Consider the following 15,328-nt stretch of genomic DNA (forward strand, 5'->3'; position numbering starts at 1 on the left):
CCCAACGGGGCCTCCCAGCGCCGGCGTCGGCGTTTCAAAAACCCGTAGACGTCACCGAGAGGTCCGGAGTCGTTCAAGGTGATCCGGCGCTGACGGAGGCCCGGAGACGTTGCCGGAAGGCCCGGAACGCGGAGCGCGGAGCGCGGAGCGCGGGTCATCGGATCCGGTGAAGCGGGACCTTGGTCCCTGCCGCCGACCCGGGCATCCCCGAGACGCTGTCCCCTATGAGGAGAGCGGAGCGCCCGCGGACCGGGCCACGGGCGTGCCTCCGATCAGCACGATCGGCGCGACCAGAACGATCAGAGCCGCCCGATCCGCACCCGCCACACCTCGGGGCCGGACTCGACGTAGCCCCAGTCGAACTCGCCCGGGTGCTGAGCGGCGAACTGGTAGTAGAGCGGCTTCGGGTCATGGTCGTTGACCAGCACGAACGCCTCCTTCGGCCGGAGAGCGCGGAAGGTCGCGAAGATCTCCTCGTGCCGCCGCCCGTGCGCCAGGCGCCGTACGTCCAGCTCGCCGTCCACGACCTCCGCACTCGTGTCGGCGGCCGCGGCTTCGTCGTGACCGCCGCCGCACGAGCACGAGCATCCGCCGTGCCCCTGCGCCTCTTCCGCTCCGTGGTCCGCCCCGTGGTCCGTCCCGTGGTCCGTCCCGTGTGCGTGGCCGGACTCACCGAGGATCTCGTGCATACCGCCCAGCAGCGCGCCGAGGTCGACGCCGGCGTCGACGAGCGCCGGGAGCAGGACGTCGTTCTCCTTCACCAGGTGCGACTGGAACATCGCGTTCAGCGCGGCGGCGGAACCGGCGAGCTCACCGGGGGTGCGGGCCTGCTCCAGCGCGTCCACCAGGTCGCGCAGCTCGGTGTGCTCGCCCGTCATGGCGCGCACCAGCAGCGCGGCCTCGGCCAGCTTCGCGCCCGTGGCGTACAGCGTCTGCTCCTCGGCGATCGCGTGGGGAAGCACCTCTTCCCGGCAGAAGGCGACCATCGTCGCCTGCCTGGCGGACGGGGAGGAGAGCTGGTCGACCGCGCGCCCGATGGTGAGCGCGTGATCCTCCATCGTCCGGCCGAGCTTCCGGTGATGGTCACGGATCGCCTGCACCGTCGCTTGCTGGTCCTTCTCGCCGGTAACGGTCATCTACGGCTCCTCACCTCGTGCCTGCCCGGGGGCCGGCAGCGTCTTCTCCCTCCGGGCCGACGGCCGGAAGGCGTTTTCACGGTCTCGGCTGTATTTATACTACATACCGTGGAAACTCGACGGGTCACTCAAAGCCAGCCGGCACAGAGCGGGAAGACACGGAGCCGGACGACTCAGAGCGGGACGACTCAGAGCGGGACGCAGGGCCAGGCGACGCAGGGTGCGGCGGCTCGGCGCTCGACCGGCGGCCGCGGCCGGGACATCGACCCGCGCGCCCACCGGGTGCTGGCGGACGTGAGCCGCGTGGCCGTCCTGGAGACCCTGCGACGGGCCGGCCGGCCGATGGCCATTCCCGAGATCGCCGCCGAGGTCGGTCTGCATCCCAACACCGTGCGCGGCCACCTCGCGCTCCTGGTCGAGCACGGCTACGTGACAGAGGGACGGGAAGACCGAGAACGGCCGGGCCGCCCCCGGCTGCTCTACTCGGCGACGGCGGAACGCGGCGGGGACGAACGGCGCAACTATCGGCTGCTCGCCGAGGTGCTGCTCGCCTACCTGGGCGGACTGGACGGCGACCGGGGGGCGGCCGCGATCGCCGCAGGTCGCGCGTACGGCGAGCGCGTCGGGAGACGTACCGAGAACCGGACCGCGCAGCGAGTGTCCCCGGCTGAAACGGCGACGGGCGAGGCGGCGGACGACCGGCCGCACGCGGATGATCATTCGCCGATGGAGACCGCCCTCGCGGCGACGACCGCCGAGATCGTGGCCCTGCTCGACGAGGCCGGTTTCGAGCCGCTGCCGATCGGCGACGGCTCCCGCATCGAGCTGCATCGCTGCCCGTTCCACGAGCTCGCCCAGGCCGACCCCGAGGTCGTCTGCGGCGTGCACCTCGGCCTCATGCAGGGGGCGCTCGCCGAGATGGGCGCCCCGCCCGACGCCGTTCACCTGCACCCGTTCGTACGGCCCGACCTGTGCGTCGCCACGCTGCACGACCATCACGAGCACGACCGGCACGACCACGACCGGCACGACCACGACCGGCCTCACGGCTGCGGGGGGACCGCGTGCTCGTGCGACGGCGTCGGAGGTCCCGGATCATGAACGTCGGAGCCCCGCCACGCGCCGGAGCAGCGGTCAGGCGGCTCCCGCTGCTGGCGGGCGCCATGCTGTCCGTCGTCGCCGGTCTCTGGGGCGGGCTGAGCCTGCTCGGCACCGGTGTGCCCGTGCCGAACACGGCCCTGGCCCCCCAGCACGGCCCGCTGATGGCGCTCGGTTTCCTGGGCACGCTCATCTCACTCGAGCGCGCGGTCGCCCTGGGCCGCCCGTGGGGCTACGCCGCGCCCGCCCTGGCCGCCGTCGGCGCGCTCGCCGGCGCCGCGGGGTTCGCGCGGCCCGGGCAGGTGCTGCTCACCGCGGCGGCCGGCTGGTTCCTCGCCGTCTATCTCGTGCTGCTCGCCCGCCGGCCCGGCCGCGAGGTCGTCGTCCAGATGTCCGGCGCGATCGCCTGGTACCTCGGCGGCCTGCTGTGGCTGCGTGGGCTCCCGGTCGCCGACCTGGTGCCCTGGCTGATGGCGTTCCTCGTGCTCACGATCGCGGGAGAACGGCTCGAGCTGGCCCACGTGGGCTTCCTGCCCGGCCAGGCGAAAGGCCGCCGGGCGAGCGACGGCATCCTCGCCGCCATGGGCGTGCTCGCCGCGGGTGTGATCGTCTCGATGCCCTGGCCGGCGGTCGGATGGCGGGTGGCCGGTCTGGGCATGGTCTCGCTGTCGGGACTGCTGATCGTCCATGACATCGCACGCAAGACCGTGCGATCGACCGGCCTGCCGCGCTTCGCCGCCGTCTGCCTGCTCGCGGGTTACGCCTGGCTGATCCTGGCCGGCGCGCTGTGGGTGACCTTCGGACGGCCGGAGACCGGCGGCATCTACGACGCCTCGCTGCACGCGGTGTTCCTCGGGTTCGTCATGTCCATGGTGTTCGGCCACGCGCCGGTCATCCTCCCCGCCGTACTACGCGTGCGGCTGCCGTACCACCCGATGCTGTACGGCCCGCTCGCGCTGCTGCACGCCGCCCTGCTGGTGCGGATCACCGGCGACCTCGGCGGGGTGCCGGTCGCCCGCACGATCGGCGGGGTGCTGGGCGAGGTGTCGCTGCTGGCGTTCGCCGGCGCCGCCGTGCTCACCCGCTACGCCGTTCGCTCTCGTCAGACGGGTGCGGCCGCCCGCCCGTCTCGCTCTCGGAAGATGGAGTCGACATGACATCGGTCGATGTGCGCATCGGAGCCCCGGGCCCCCGGCCGACGCCACCTACGCAGCGCCGTTCGCGCGCGTCCTGGCATGCGCTGGCCAACGCGGTCGTGCTGGCCTGGCTCGCGCTGGCGGGTGTCGCCGCGCTCACGCACGTCCGGTTGCCGGCTCCCGAGTGGCTGGCGATTCACGTGTTCCTGCTCGGCGCGGTGACCAACGCCATCGTGACCTGGACCGAGCACTTCGCGATCGCGCTGCTGCGCCACAGCGAGCCGGCGCCCTGGGTGCGCCCGGTCCGGCTCGCCGCCCTGAACACCGGCGTGCTTTCGGTGCTCTACGGCGGTTCCTACGGCCCCGTCCACCTGGGCGTCGCCGGGGCGGTGATCGTGGTCGGCGTGGTCGGCTGGCACGTGGGGATCCTCGCCGCGTGGACGAGGCGGGCACTCGGCGGTCGGTTCGCACACGTGGTCGCCTGGTACATCTGCGCGGGAGTCGCGCTCGTCGCCGGGGGGACACTGGGCGGGCTGATGCTCGCCGGATGGCCGCCGGGCATCGGCACCACGCGACTGGAGGCCGCGCACATCCACATCAACCTGCTCGGCTGGGTCGGCCTGGCCGTGCTGGGCACGCTGTTCACCTTCTGGCCCACGGTGCTGCGCACCCAGGTCGCGGACGGGAGCGACATGATCGCCCGCCGCTCGCTACGCCTGGCCGCGCCCGGCCTCGCTGTGACGGTGGGCGGATTCCTGGCCGGAGCCCGCTGGGTGGCGGTGGCCGGACTGCTGCTGTACGCCGCGGCGGCCGCGCTCGCGCTCGTGCCGTTCCTCCGTACGGCACGGCGCCGGCGGCCGCACACGCCGGCCGCGTGGATGCTCGCCGCCGGCACGGTGTGGTTCATCGTGGCCGTGCTCACCGATCTGTCCGTGGTGGCCACCCGCGCCGCCGACCAGGTGGCGGACGACCTCGAACCGCTGGTGCCGTTCATCCTGGTGGGCTTCGTCGGGCAGACCCTCCTCGGCGCGCTGACCTTCCTCCTGCCCGTGGTGCTCGGCGGCGGACCGGCCGCGCTCAAGCGGAACGCCGCGCTGCTGGAACGAGGCTGGATCATCCGGCTGATCATGGTGAACATCGCGGTGCCGCTGGTCGTGCTGCCCGTGCCCGCCCGGGTGTCGCAGGTCGCGTGGGCGCTCGTGCTGGCCGCGCTGGGGGCCTTCGTCCTGCTCGCCGCCGTCACCGTGTTCCGGGCGCGCGGCCCGCGCGTCTCGCCGTCCATTGGGGGCGTGGTGGTCGGCGCGCTGGCCACCGCGGTGGCCGTCGCCGTCGCGCTCAGCGGCGGGCCGGGGGTCACGACGCAGGGCGGCGCCGGGGTCACCACCCAGGTCGGCACGGGCGTACAGACGGTGGAGGTCACCCTGGTCGGCATGCGCATCAGCCCGGCGACGATCAAGGCGTCTCCGGGCACCCGGCTCGTGCTGCGGGTGACCAACCGGGACGCCCAGCAGCACGACCTGCGGCTCGCCACCGGCCAGCAGACCCCGATGCTCGGCCCCGGGCAGACCGCGACGCTCGAAGTGCCCCCGCTCACCGGCCCGATCGACGGCTGGTGCACGGTCCCGGGCCACCGCGCGGCCGGCATGACCATGCGCATCGAGGTCGCCGGCGCCGTCGCCGGATCCGAGGGCGGGACCGGGTCCGGCGAGGAGCCCGGATCCGCGCCGATGGATCACATGGATCACGCCGCGAGCGGCCCGCTCAACCTGGCCGCTTCGATGAGCCCGGGATGGCGTCCGTACGACGCGACCCTGCGCCCGGCGCCCGGCGCCACCGAGCACAAGGTCGAGATCCGCGCGGTCCAGAAGGAGATCGAGGTCGCGCCCGGGGTGCGGCAGCGGATGTGGACCTTCGGCGGCACGGTCCCGGGGCCCGTGCTGCGGGGCAAGGTCGGCGACGTGTTCACGATCACGCTGATCAACGACGACACGATGGGACACGGCATCGACTTCCACGCCGGGTCACTCGCGCCCGACGTGCCGATGCGGACCATCCAGCCCGGCGAGCGCCTCACCTACCGGTTCCGGGCCGAGCGCGCCGGAGCGTGGCTCTATCACTGCTCGACCATGCCGATGCTCCAGCACATCGCCAACGGCATGTACGGCGCGGTCATCATCGATCCGCCGGGCCTGGCCAAGGTCGATCGGGAGTACGTGCTCGTGCAGGGCGAGCTGTACCTCGGGGAGCCGGGCAGCACCGGACAGGTCCGCAAGATGCACGACGGCCGGCCGGACGCCTGGATGTTCAACGGCACGGCCGCCGGTTATGATCACGCTCCGCTGACCGCCCGCCCGGGCGAGCGGGTCCGGGTGTGGGTGGTCGCCGCCGGTCCGTCCTCGGGCACGGCCTTCCACATCGTGGGGGCGCAGTTCGACACCGTCTACAAGGAGGGCGCCTATCTGCTCCGTCCCGGTGACGACGGCGGCTCCCAGGTGCTCGATCTGGCCGCGGCCCAGGGCGGTTTCGTGGAGACCGTCTTCCCCGAGCCCGGTCACTATCCTTTCGTCGACCATGACATGCGCCACGGCGAGGCCGGTGCGCACGGCATCTTCGAGGTGACCCGTTGACCTGGTGGTCCGTTATCCGTTTCCTGCATGTCACCACGGCGGCGCTGTGGGTCGGCGGGCAGCTCACCGTCTCGCTCGTCGTCCTCCCGCTGGCCCGGCGACTGCTGGAGACGGACCAGCGTGGCCGGGTGCTCCGCGAGGTCGGCCGCCGCTTCGGCATGTTCACGGGGGCGTTCTTCCTGCCCGTGCAGATCTCCAGCGGGATCGCCATGGCCGTGCACAAGGGCGTCACCTGGGAGTCGCTCACCTATCCCGGCTATGGCCGGACGCTCGCGGCCAAGCTGCTGCTCTTCGTCCTCGTCATGGTCGCGGCCACGCTGCACGGCTGGGCCAACGGGCGGGGGATGGCCGTGTTCGCGCGCACCATGGCCATCGCCTCGCTCGTCGGCTCCGTCGGCATCATCCTGCTGGCCACCGCCCTGCCCGTCACCTGATCCCACACACCCCACCCGCGTGATCTTGCAGTTGCCGACAGAAAGGCTTCCCACCGGCACATTCACCTTCCGTGATCTTGCAGAAACTCGCACGCATCCCCATCGAACAGGGAGAACATCATCCGTGATCTTGCACTTTCGACTGCAAGATCACGGATGGTAAAACCGCAGGCAGGCCGACCCTTGTGCGAGTTTCTGCAAGATCACGAGGGGAGTCTGGGCAGGCCACGGGCCTTCTCTGCGAGCTTTTGCAAGATCACGGGGGTGGTGGTGGGGGTTTTGGTCGCCGACAGCTCGGTGAAGAGGTTCTCCCAGAGCGGCATGACCGCGCCGCGGCCGTACCCCCTGGCGGTGATCGCCGCCGCCGTGCCCAGCCGTACCCGCAGGTCCCGGTCGGACATAAGCCGGTCGAGGGCGGCCGCGAGCGCGTCGACGTCCTTGGGCGGAACGACGAGCCCGTCGACCTCGTGGGTCAGCACGTCGCCGGGCCCGGTCGGGCAGTCGAAGGCGGCGATCGGCAGCGCATGGGTCATCGCCTCGATCATCACCATGGGCAGGCCCTCGAAGCGCGAGCTGAGCGCGTAGATCGACGCCTCGGCCAGTTCCTCGTGCAGCCGGTTCGTACGGCCACGGAGCGAGACGTGCTTGCTCAGGCCGTACTCGTCGATGAGCCCGCGCAGCCGGTCCCGTCTCGGGCCGCTGCCGAAGATGCGCAGCCGCCACTCCGGGTGCCGCCCGACCACCTGGGCGAACGCCTGGATGAGCAGGTCGAACCCCTTCTGCGGGACGAGACGGCCGGCGGCGATCACGACCGGGTTCTCCTGGCGCGTGGGCTCGCCGTCCACCACGTCGACCGCGTTGGGGATACGCACGATCTTCGTGTCCGGCAGCAGGCGTTGATATTCCCGCTGGTTCGTCGCGGTCAGTACGGCTATGGCGTCGAACTTGCCGTAGTACCGGGCGATCTCCTGACGGACCGTCTCCGGATAGGCGGCGAGGTTCATGTGCTCCTGGGCCACGCGCACGACCGATTCGGGGGCGCAGCGGGCCGCGATGAGGTTCAGCGCCGGCCTGGTGGTGACCAGGATGCCGCCGTCCAGTGACGAGACATAGTCGATGACGGCCTTCTCCACCCGTTCTGTGAAGTATCCCGCGGCGAACTCCCCCTGGGGCACGATCTTGCCGCGCACCCGCCGCCAGACGCGACGTCCGAGGGAGTCGGACCGCACGCCGTCCCGCTGGTCGACCAGCGCGGTGAGCTTGACGCTCGGCTCGATGTGGAACTGCGGTTCGTCGCGGCGCCGTACGACGCTCACGATCTCGACCTCGTGGCCGAACTCGGCCATCGCGTTCGCCTGGTTGATCACGGTCCGGATCGTGCCGCCCATACCGTAGGCGTGCAGAAGCAGGTAACGGATGCTCATATCTGCCTCTCCGACTTCGACAGGTAGTCCCAGCTGCGGCAGATGGACTTCAGCGCCTCGGGGACCGAGTCAGGGTCCGGCAGCGAGCGGCCGGGCTGCACGCTGCCGCTGCGGATCTTGTCCTTCCAGTCGCCGAGTCCCTTCTGCAGCACCGCCTGCTCGCCGTACTCCAGCATCCCCGGCTCCCAGGGGATGCCGAGGAACTCGCAGATGGCCCGGGTCTCCCGCTCGGGATCCTCGGTCAGGTCCTCGTAGCGCACGGTGTGGCCGGTCAGCGCCTTCCTCGCCCGCTGCACCGCCTTCATGTACCGCAGGGCGTCGGCCACCGCCTCGTCGTAGGTCCGCTTCTCCGGGCTCGCCTCGTGCCAGGAGGCGGCGATGGAGGCGGGATGGCGCAGCAGGAAGATGTACCTCGCGTCCGGCCAGCAGGTGGCGATGCGCTGGTAGGCGAAGGCGTTGGCGGGCGTCTTGTCCACGATGAAGCGCTTGCCGCTGCGGGTGAGCTCGCGGTGCAGCACCCGATCCCACAGCAGGTGCTCGAGATCGGCCTGGTTGTGGCCGAGCGCCGCCATCGCCCGCTCCGCCAGTGGGGTGCCGAACCCCACGCTCAGCCGGCGCACGTGCAACTCATGCGGGGCATGAAGTTGTGAGTGAGCGTTCAGAATCGAGCGCAGCAGGGTCGACCCCGACCGCACGGGAGAGATGATGAAGATCGGTGAGTCCAGCAGCCGGTCGTTTCGCGGGTCGGCCGGCGGCCGTACGACCACCTCGTCGGGCGGGTTCTGGACCTGGGCTTTTCCCGGTACGGCGGGAGAGACCGCCGCCGGGGACGCCGACCCCACTTTCCCTACTCGTTTGACCTGGATTCCCGTGTATCTGACCAGCGCATTATTGACCTTGCGGTGCCATGCCATGCCCACCCAAGTTACCGATGCTTCCTGGAAAGCAGCTGAGAGTCAGCCGCAAAAACCGACATAGAGTGCAAAACTATACAAGCTTCCCTCAAGCGGACGAGCGTCCCCGGCCGATCTCCATAACGACTGGGACGAGGGATGCTGACAGCCCTTCACGGATGGCTTGACAGCAGCTAGGTTTCCCGATCAGTACCACCACGGGGGACTTTCCAGACATTGGACCCGAAGGAGAGCCCAATGCCCTTCACCCTCGGCAAGGGGGTCGGCGCCGCTACCGCGGCCGTCGCCCTCGTGCTCCCTCTCGCGCTGGCGACACCTGCGAGCGCGGACCCCGATCCCGGGCGAGTGATCCAGTCGGTCGTCGCATCGGGCGTGAAGCAGCACCTGCGGAAGTTCCAGCAGATCGCCGACGCCAACGGCGGCAACCGGGCCGCCGGGACCTCCGGCTACGACGCGTCCCGTGACTACGTGGCGGGCGTGCTGAAGAAGGCCGGCTACACGGTGACACTCCAGGCATTCCAGTTCCCCTTCTTCTCGGAGAACTCCACCGGTGTGCTGCAGCGCACCGCCCCCACCCCCAAGACCTACGCGCCCACTCCCCCCGACGGCAGCTCCGTCGGTGACTTCGCCACCATGACCTACTCCGGGGCCGGCGACGTGACGGCTCCCGTACAGAACATCGACCTCGCCCTGCCGCCGGGCGAGCCGAACTCCTCCACCTCCGGCTGTGAAGCCGCCGACTTCGCCGGCTTCACACCCGGCAACATCGCCCTGCTCCAGCGCGGCACCTGCTCCTTCCAGGAGAAGGCGGAGAACGCGCAGGCCGCGGGTGCGGCCGGGGCCATCATCTTCAACGAGGGCCAGGAGGGCCGGGCCGAGACGCTCAACGGCACCCTGGGCGAGCCGACGGTCAAGATCCCCGTGGTGGGCGCGAGCTTCGCCACCGGTCAGGAGCTCGCGGCCGCCGGGACCGTCGTCCGGCTCAAGGCGGACACCATCAGCGAGATACGGACCACGCACAACGTCATCGCGGACTCCAAGTGGGGGAACGCGAAGAGGGTCGTCCACCTCGGCGCCCACCTCGACAGCGTGCTCGCCGGGCCGGGCATCAACGACAACGGCTCCGGCAGCGCCGCGATTCTCGAGGTCGCGAAGGCACTCGGCAAGGTCCCCACGAAGAACAAGCTGCGCTTCTCCTTCTGGAGCGCAGAGGAGCTGGGCCTGCTCGGCGCCGAGCACTACGTCGCGAACCTGCCGGCGCAGGAGCTCGCCAACACCAAGCTGTACCTCAACTTCGACATGATCGGCTCGCCGAACTACGCGCTGAAGATCTACGACGGTGACGACTCGGACGCCGTGGGCGCACCCGCCGGTCCGGCCGGATCCGACGAGATCGAGAAGGTCTTCGAGAAGTACTTCAAGACTCTGCGTCAGAAGTACGTCGGCACCGACTTCGACGGCCGGTCCGACTACGGGCCCTTCATCGAGGCGGGCATTCCGTCCGGTGGCCTGTTCACCGGCGCCGAGGGCATCAAGACCGCCGAGGAGCAGCAGATGTTCGGCGGCACCGCCGGTCAGGCCTACGACCCCTGTTACCACCAGGCCTGCGACACCCTCGCCAACATCAGCGACAAGGCGCTGGCACTGAACCTGGGCGCCATCGCCACCGCCGCCGTGACGTTCGCGTACGCGGGCAAGCTGCCCGGCGAGGGCTCACAGCCCACCGCCCGTACGGCGTCCGCCGTCGTCACGTCCGCCTCCACCGCCGACGGTCACGGCCACGGGCTCACCCGATAGGGCCGACCCAGCCGGTCTGAACGAGTTCCGAGAAGAGCGAGCCCCGAGAGATCGGGGCTCGTTCGCCTGTCGAGCCGCTCGGCCCGACCGGTCCAAGCGGCTCGCAAGGCCGTCGTAGGCCGGGCCGCTCGGTGATCACGGCCGGACACTCCGGCCACGCCGTGGGGTCGCGGTGGTCGTTTGCCCGGTGACCTCACGGGTATCTGGCGCGCATGTTCGCCCCGTCAGACCTGGACGTGCTGGTGCCCACCCGAGACCGCCCCGGCGCGCTCTCGGTCACGCTCTCCGGCCTGGCCGCCCAGACGGCCACCGGGTTCCGCGTGGTGATCTCCGACCAGTCGGAGACCCCGGTGGGCGACGACCCTCTGGTGGCGGCGGCGATCCGGATCCTCTCCCACCGGGAGCGGCCGGTCGAGCTTCACCGCCACGTCCCGCCCCGGGGGATGGCGGAACAGCGGGCGTTCCTGCTGGGCCGGGCCGAGCGGCGGCTGGTGCTCTATCTGGACGACGACGTGTGGCTGGAGCCGCAGGCCGTGGAGGTGTTGCTGGCCGCGATGGAGCGGCTGCGCTGCGGCTTCGTTGGCTACGCCCTGCACGGCCTGTCGTACCGGGACGACGTACGCCCCGATGAGCTGACGCCGTACGAACCATGGAACGGCGAGGTACGGCCCGAGCGGGTGCGGCGCGAGAGCCCGGCGTGGCGGCGGCACACCCTGCACAACGCCGCCAACCCCCTGCATCTCGCTCAGAAGACCGGGGCCCTGAAGACCGGGGCACAGAAGGCCGGGGCCGAGAAGGCCGGGGCGGGTGACGTCGGGTGGCAGCCGTACAAGGTGGCCTGGATCGGCGGATGCGTGCTCTACGACCACGCCCGGCTGGTGGAGTGCGGGGGCTTCGACTTCTGGCGCGGCGTGCCGCCCCGCCACGCGGGTGAGGACGTCGTCGCGCAGCTGCGGGTCATGGAGCGGTACGGCGGAGCCGGGCTGCTGCCCAGCCGCGCCTACCATCTCGAGCTGCCCACCACGGTCACCGACCGCCGCGCCGAGTGCTACGACCACGTCTTCGAGACGACATGAGCGACATGGGCGCGCCGATCGACGGGGTCCGGCGCATCGCCGTGCTGCGCGCCAACGCGCTCGGCGACCTGCTGCTGGCGCTGCCCGCGCTCGACTCCCTGCGCGGGGCCTATCCGGATGCGCGGATCACCCTGCTCGCCAGGTCATGGCACGCCGACCTCCTCACCGGCCGCCCGGGCCCGGTGGACGACGTGATCGCGCTGCCACCGATCTCCGGCGTGTCCGAGGCGGCGGCCGGCCACCTGGCTCCCGAGGGCCTCTTCGACGAGTTGCGCGGCCACCGGTTCGACCTAGCGGTGCAGATCCACGGCGGCGGGCGCAACTCCAACCCGTTCGTGCGGCGGCTGGGTGCGCGGGTGACCGCCGGGCTCTGCTCCCCCGATGCCGAACGCCTCGACCGCTGGGTGCCGTACGTGTACTACCAGCACGAGGTGCTGCGCTATCTGGAGGTCGCCGCCCTGGTCGGGGGGAGACCGTCCGGTGGGGCGATGGACGTCCTCGAGCCCCGCCTCGCCGTGACCGACGCCGACCGGGCCGAGGTCGCTCGCGAGCTGGGCGAGCCACCGCCCCGCCTGGTGGCGCTGCATCCCGGCGCGAGCGACCCGCGGCGCAGGTGGCCGGCCGAACGCTTCGCCGCCGTCGCCGACCGGCTCGGCCGTCCGGTCGTCGTCACGGGCACCGGCAAGGAGCGTGACGTGGTCGAGGAGGTCGCGGCCGCGATGCGGACTCCGTCCGTACCGGCCGTCGACCTGCTGAGCATCGGCGGGCTGGCCGCGTTGTACGAGCGCTGCGCGCTGGTGATCTCCAACGACACCGGTCCCCGGCACCTGGCCGCCGCCGTCGGCACCCCCACCGTCGGGATCTACTGGTGCGGCAACCTCATCAACGCCGGACCGCTGACGCGCACCCGCCACCGGCCCCTGGTCTCCTGGACCGTCGCCTGCCCGGTCTGCGGCGCGAGCGGGGTCGACCTGACCGCGGCGCGCTGCCCCCACGACGTCTCCTGGGTGGCCGGGGTCTCCGTCGACGAGGTCGCCGAGCAGGCGGCCGACCTGCTCGGATGAGCCTCCTCGGCCATCGGGTAGATCGCCGGAAGGACGGGCAGCGGTACGCCCGGCGGACGACCACGCCGTGGCCGTACTCCCCGGGTGGTAGCCGGAAAGTCTCCCGGCGGCGGACGACCCGGTGGGGCGGAATGGGACACGATCGCGATCGTCCTTCCGTTCCGCCCCGAGGGGGTCGCGCCATGCGCAAAGTCCACACCGTTCTCGCCGGGTTGCTGCTCGCCGCCGCCGTGGTGCAGATGTACTTCGCGGCCGTCGGCGCCTTCGACAGACCCCAGGACGACCAGTCGTACACTCTGCACTCCATGAACGGCATGATGATCATGCCGTTGCTCTCACTGCTGACCACCATCGTCGCGGCGGTGGCGCGGGCGCCGGGACGCCAGATCGGGCTCGCCATCCTGCCGCTGGGCCTGATCCTCGTGCAGGCGTTGATCGTCGTCACCGGCAAGGCGCTGGGCGACGCCACCGGCAACGCCACCCCGGTCTCGCTCGCCGTGTTCGGCCTGCACGCGATCAACGGGATGGCGATCATGGGGGTCTGCGGGGCGGTGTTCCGGCAGGCTCGGCTCCGGATGGCCGACGCTCCCGCCGCGCCCGTGTCGCCCGCCGGCGGCCCCGCGGTGCGGGCGTCATGACCGCCGATCGGCTCATGGTGCTCGACCTGCTCGCCTCGGTCGCGGCCGCCGCGGCGTGGCTGGGCGCCGGAGCGACGGCCGCCGCCCGGCGTCCGAGGGCGGCGGCCGCCCTGTTCGTCGCCGCGGTGCTGGCGTCCCTGACGCGGATATGGTCCGTGGTGGCGCTCGCCGGCGCGGGATGGTGGTTCGTCCAGGAGAAGGTCACGCTCGCGCTGCCGCTGCTGCTGATCACGTCCGTCGCCGCCACCGCGCTGGCCGGTCCCCGGCTCGTCGCCGCCGTTCGCACGCGTGCCACCGCCCCCACGGCCGCGCCGGTCGTCGTCGTCCCCCTGCTGGCCGCGGGGTACGCGGCCGTCGCCGGGCCCGTTCACGCCCTGCTGCTCGGCTACCCGGCCACCTGGAGCACCGGTCTCGTCATCACCGCGGTCGTCGCGTTCGCCGTGCTCGTGACCTGGCGGGTGATCGCCGCGGCGCCGGTGCCCGGCCTGCGTGTGGCCGTGGCAGCGGTCACGGCGACCGCCCTCGTCGGCGTGGGCCTGGCGGTCGTGCCGCCCACCGAGACGACGACGACCGGCGATGCCGCTCCCGCCGGGTCGACCGCGCTCATGGCGCAGCACCGCACAGCGCAGGACACCGGGCACGGCGTCGGGCACGACACCGGGCAGGGACGTCCCGTCGACGGGTTCCGCGGTCCGGACACGCCGGCGCCCGGGGGCGCGATCCGGCGGTTCGAGCTGACCGCCCGCACCGCCACCATCACGCTGGCCTCGGGCAAGCGCGTCGAGGCATGGACGTTCGACGGCCAGGTGCCCGGCCCCGCGATCACGGCCGCCCAGGGCGATCTCATCGAGGTACGGCTGCGCAACGCGGACGTCTCGTACGGCGTGACGCTGCACTGGCACGGATACGACGTGCCCGCCGGCGAGGACGGCGTGCCCGGCCTGACCCAGGACGCTGTCATGCCCGGTCAGGAGTTCACCTACCGCTTCCGTGCCGACCAGGCGGGCACGTACTGGTATCACACGCACGAGGTCTCCGACGAGGGCGTGCGCAAGGGCCTCTACGGCACGCTGGTGGTCGCCCCGAGATCGGCCGCCGCCCCCGAGGACGTGGACCTCGCGCTCCCGGTGCACACGTTCACGGGCACCGTGGTGTTCGGCGACCAGGATCGGCCCATCGTCCGGCAGGCGTCACCGGGGACGTCCGTACGGCTCCGCCTCATCAACACCGACAACACCCCGCACCGGTTCACGCTCTCCGGGGTGCCGTACCGGCTCGTCGCCGTCGACGGCGACGACCTGCACGAACCCGGTGAGCTGGCCCGGGTGGGGCTGCGGCTGCCGGCCGGCGGCCGCTACGACCTCGCGTTCACCATGCCGGCGACGGGAGCGGTGGTGCTGCGGGCCGACGACCGCGTGGTCGGCGTACGGCTCACGCCGGTCGACGGGGCCGCGGGCGACGGGGAGGACACGTCCGGCTGGCCCGAGCTCGATCTCCTCGGGTACGGCACACCCGCCCCGACGGCGTTCACGGCGGCCGGTCCGTTCGATCGGCGGTTCACCCTCGTGCTCGACCGGGGCGTCTCACTGGCCGGGGGACGGCCGATGTACGCGCACACCGTCAACGGGCACGCGTTCCCGGACATCCCCACCCAGCTCGTCGCGGACGGCGACCTGATCAAGCTGACCGTGGTCAACCGCGGTCTCGAGACCCACCCGTGGCATCTCCACGGCCATCGCGTGCTGGTGCTCTCCCGCGACGGACGCGCCCCGACCGGGACCCCGCTCTGGCTCGACACGTTCGACGTACGGCCGGGCGAGGTGTGGGAGGTCGCCTTCCGCGCGGCCAACCCCGGTCTGTGGATGAACCACTGCCACAACCTCAGCCACGCCGACATGGGCATGATGCTGCACCTGGCCTACGAGGGCGTCACGACCCCCTTCCACGGCGCCCACAGCGGCTGATCCCACTTACCGGAGCGGCC

General features: G+C 71.7%; 12 protein-coding genes. 9 read left to right on the forward strand and 3 right to left on the reverse strand.

Annotated elements, in window-relative coordinates; genetic code table 11:
• Positions 1-299: 299 nt before the first annotated feature.
• Positions 300-1,136 (reverse strand): DUF2249 domain-containing protein, encoded by an 837-nt coding sequence (locus AP234_RS27620; RefSeq protein ID WP_055482668.1) that lies wholly within the window; start codon positions 1,134-1,136, stop codon positions 300-302.
• A gap of 108 nt (positions 1,137-1,244) precedes the next feature.
• Between AP234_RS27620 and AP234_RS27625 the strand changes: the two genes are divergently transcribed.
• From AP234_RS27625 to AP234_RS27640, 4 genes are read left to right on the forward strand one after another with little or no spacing between them, the layout of a single operon-like run.
• On the forward strand, positions 1,245-2,237 hold the full coding sequence (locus AP234_RS27625; RefSeq protein ID WP_235558406.1) for a helix-turn-helix domain-containing protein: 993 nt from the start codon (positions 1,245-1,247) through the stop codon (positions 2,235-2,237).
• On the forward strand, positions 2,234-3,391 hold the full coding sequence (locus AP234_RS27630) for a hypothetical protein (RefSeq protein WP_055482670.1): 1,158 nt from the start codon (positions 2,234-2,236) through the stop codon (positions 3,389-3,391). The genes AP234_RS27625 and AP234_RS27630 overlap by 4 nt, the downstream gene beginning before the upstream one ends.
• Positions 3,388-5,997, forward strand: coding sequence for a multicopper oxidase domain-containing protein (locus AP234_RS27635; protein WP_055482671.1), 2,610 nt, complete (start codon positions 3,388-3,390; stop codon positions 5,995-5,997). Before AP234_RS27630 ends, AP234_RS27635 begins: the two co-directional genes overlap by 4 nt.
• Entirely contained in the window at positions 5,994-6,431 is a 438-nt protein-coding gene (locus tag AP234_RS27640) for a hypothetical protein (RefSeq protein ID WP_055482672.1), read from the forward strand. The genes AP234_RS27635 and AP234_RS27640 overlap by 4 nt, the downstream gene beginning before the upstream one ends.
• 203 nt (positions 6,432-6,634) lie before the next feature.
• Here AP234_RS27640 and AP234_RS27645 read toward each other — a convergent pair whose 3' ends face one another.
• Together AP234_RS27645 and AP234_RS27650 are read right to left on the reverse strand one after the other, a co-directional pair.
• The gene (locus tag AP234_RS27645; protein ID WP_083502486.1) at positions 6,635-7,855 is read right to left on the reverse strand and encodes a glycosyltransferase family 4 protein; all 1,221 of its coding nucleotides are present in this window, start codon (positions 7,853-7,855) and stop codon (positions 6,635-6,637) included.
• Positions 7,852-8,769 carry a sulfotransferase family protein gene (locus AP234_RS27650; RefSeq protein ID WP_055482673.1) on the reverse strand — a complete coding sequence of 306 codons (918 nt, stop codon included), beginning with the start codon at positions 8,767-8,769 and terminating at the stop codon, positions 7,852-7,854. Before AP234_RS27650 ends, AP234_RS27645 begins: the two co-directional genes overlap by 4 nt.
• Positions 8,770-9,006: 237 nt before the next feature.
• Here AP234_RS27650 and AP234_RS27655 point away from each other — a divergent pair, with 237 nt between their 5' ends.
• The 5 genes from AP234_RS27655 (at position 9,007) to AP234_RS27675 (ending at position 15,308) form a co-directional block, all read left to right on the forward strand.
• On the forward strand, positions 9,007-10,566 hold the full coding sequence (locus AP234_RS27655) for a M28 family metallopeptidase (protein ID WP_055482674.1): 1,560 nt from the start codon (positions 9,007-9,009) through the stop codon (positions 10,564-10,566).
• Between the two features lie 212 nt (positions 10,567-10,778).
• Positions 10,779-11,642 carry a glycosyltransferase family 2 protein gene (locus AP234_RS27660; protein WP_055482675.1) on the forward strand — a complete coding sequence of 288 codons (864 nt, stop codon included), beginning with the start codon at positions 10,779-10,781 and terminating at the stop codon, positions 11,640-11,642.
• A complete protein-coding gene (locus AP234_RS27665) occupies positions 11,639-12,706 on the forward strand; it encodes a glycosyltransferase family 9 protein (protein ID WP_055482676.1) in 1,068 nt (355 codons plus the stop codon). The genes AP234_RS27660 and AP234_RS27665 overlap by 4 nt, the downstream gene beginning before the upstream one ends.
• A gap of 182 nt (positions 12,707-12,888) precedes the next feature.
• The gene (locus tag AP234_RS27670; protein WP_055482677.1) at positions 12,889-13,344 is read left to right on the forward strand and encodes a DUF6220 domain-containing protein; all 456 of its coding nucleotides are present in this window, start codon (positions 12,889-12,891) and stop codon (positions 13,342-13,344) included.
• Positions 13,341-15,308: a multicopper oxidase family protein gene (locus tag AP234_RS27675; RefSeq protein ID WP_055482678.1), complete on the forward strand. Its 1,968-nt coding sequence runs from the start codon at positions 13,341-13,343 to the stop codon at positions 15,306-15,308. The genes AP234_RS27670 and AP234_RS27675 overlap by 4 nt, the downstream gene beginning before the upstream one ends.
• Positions 15,309-15,328: the final 20 nt, after the last annotated feature.

Source organism: Sphaerimonospora mesophila (assembly GCF_001417795.1).
Taxonomy (GTDB): Bacteria; Actinomycetota; Actinomycetes; order Streptosporangiales; family Streptosporangiaceae; genus Sphaerimonospora; species Sphaerimonospora mesophila.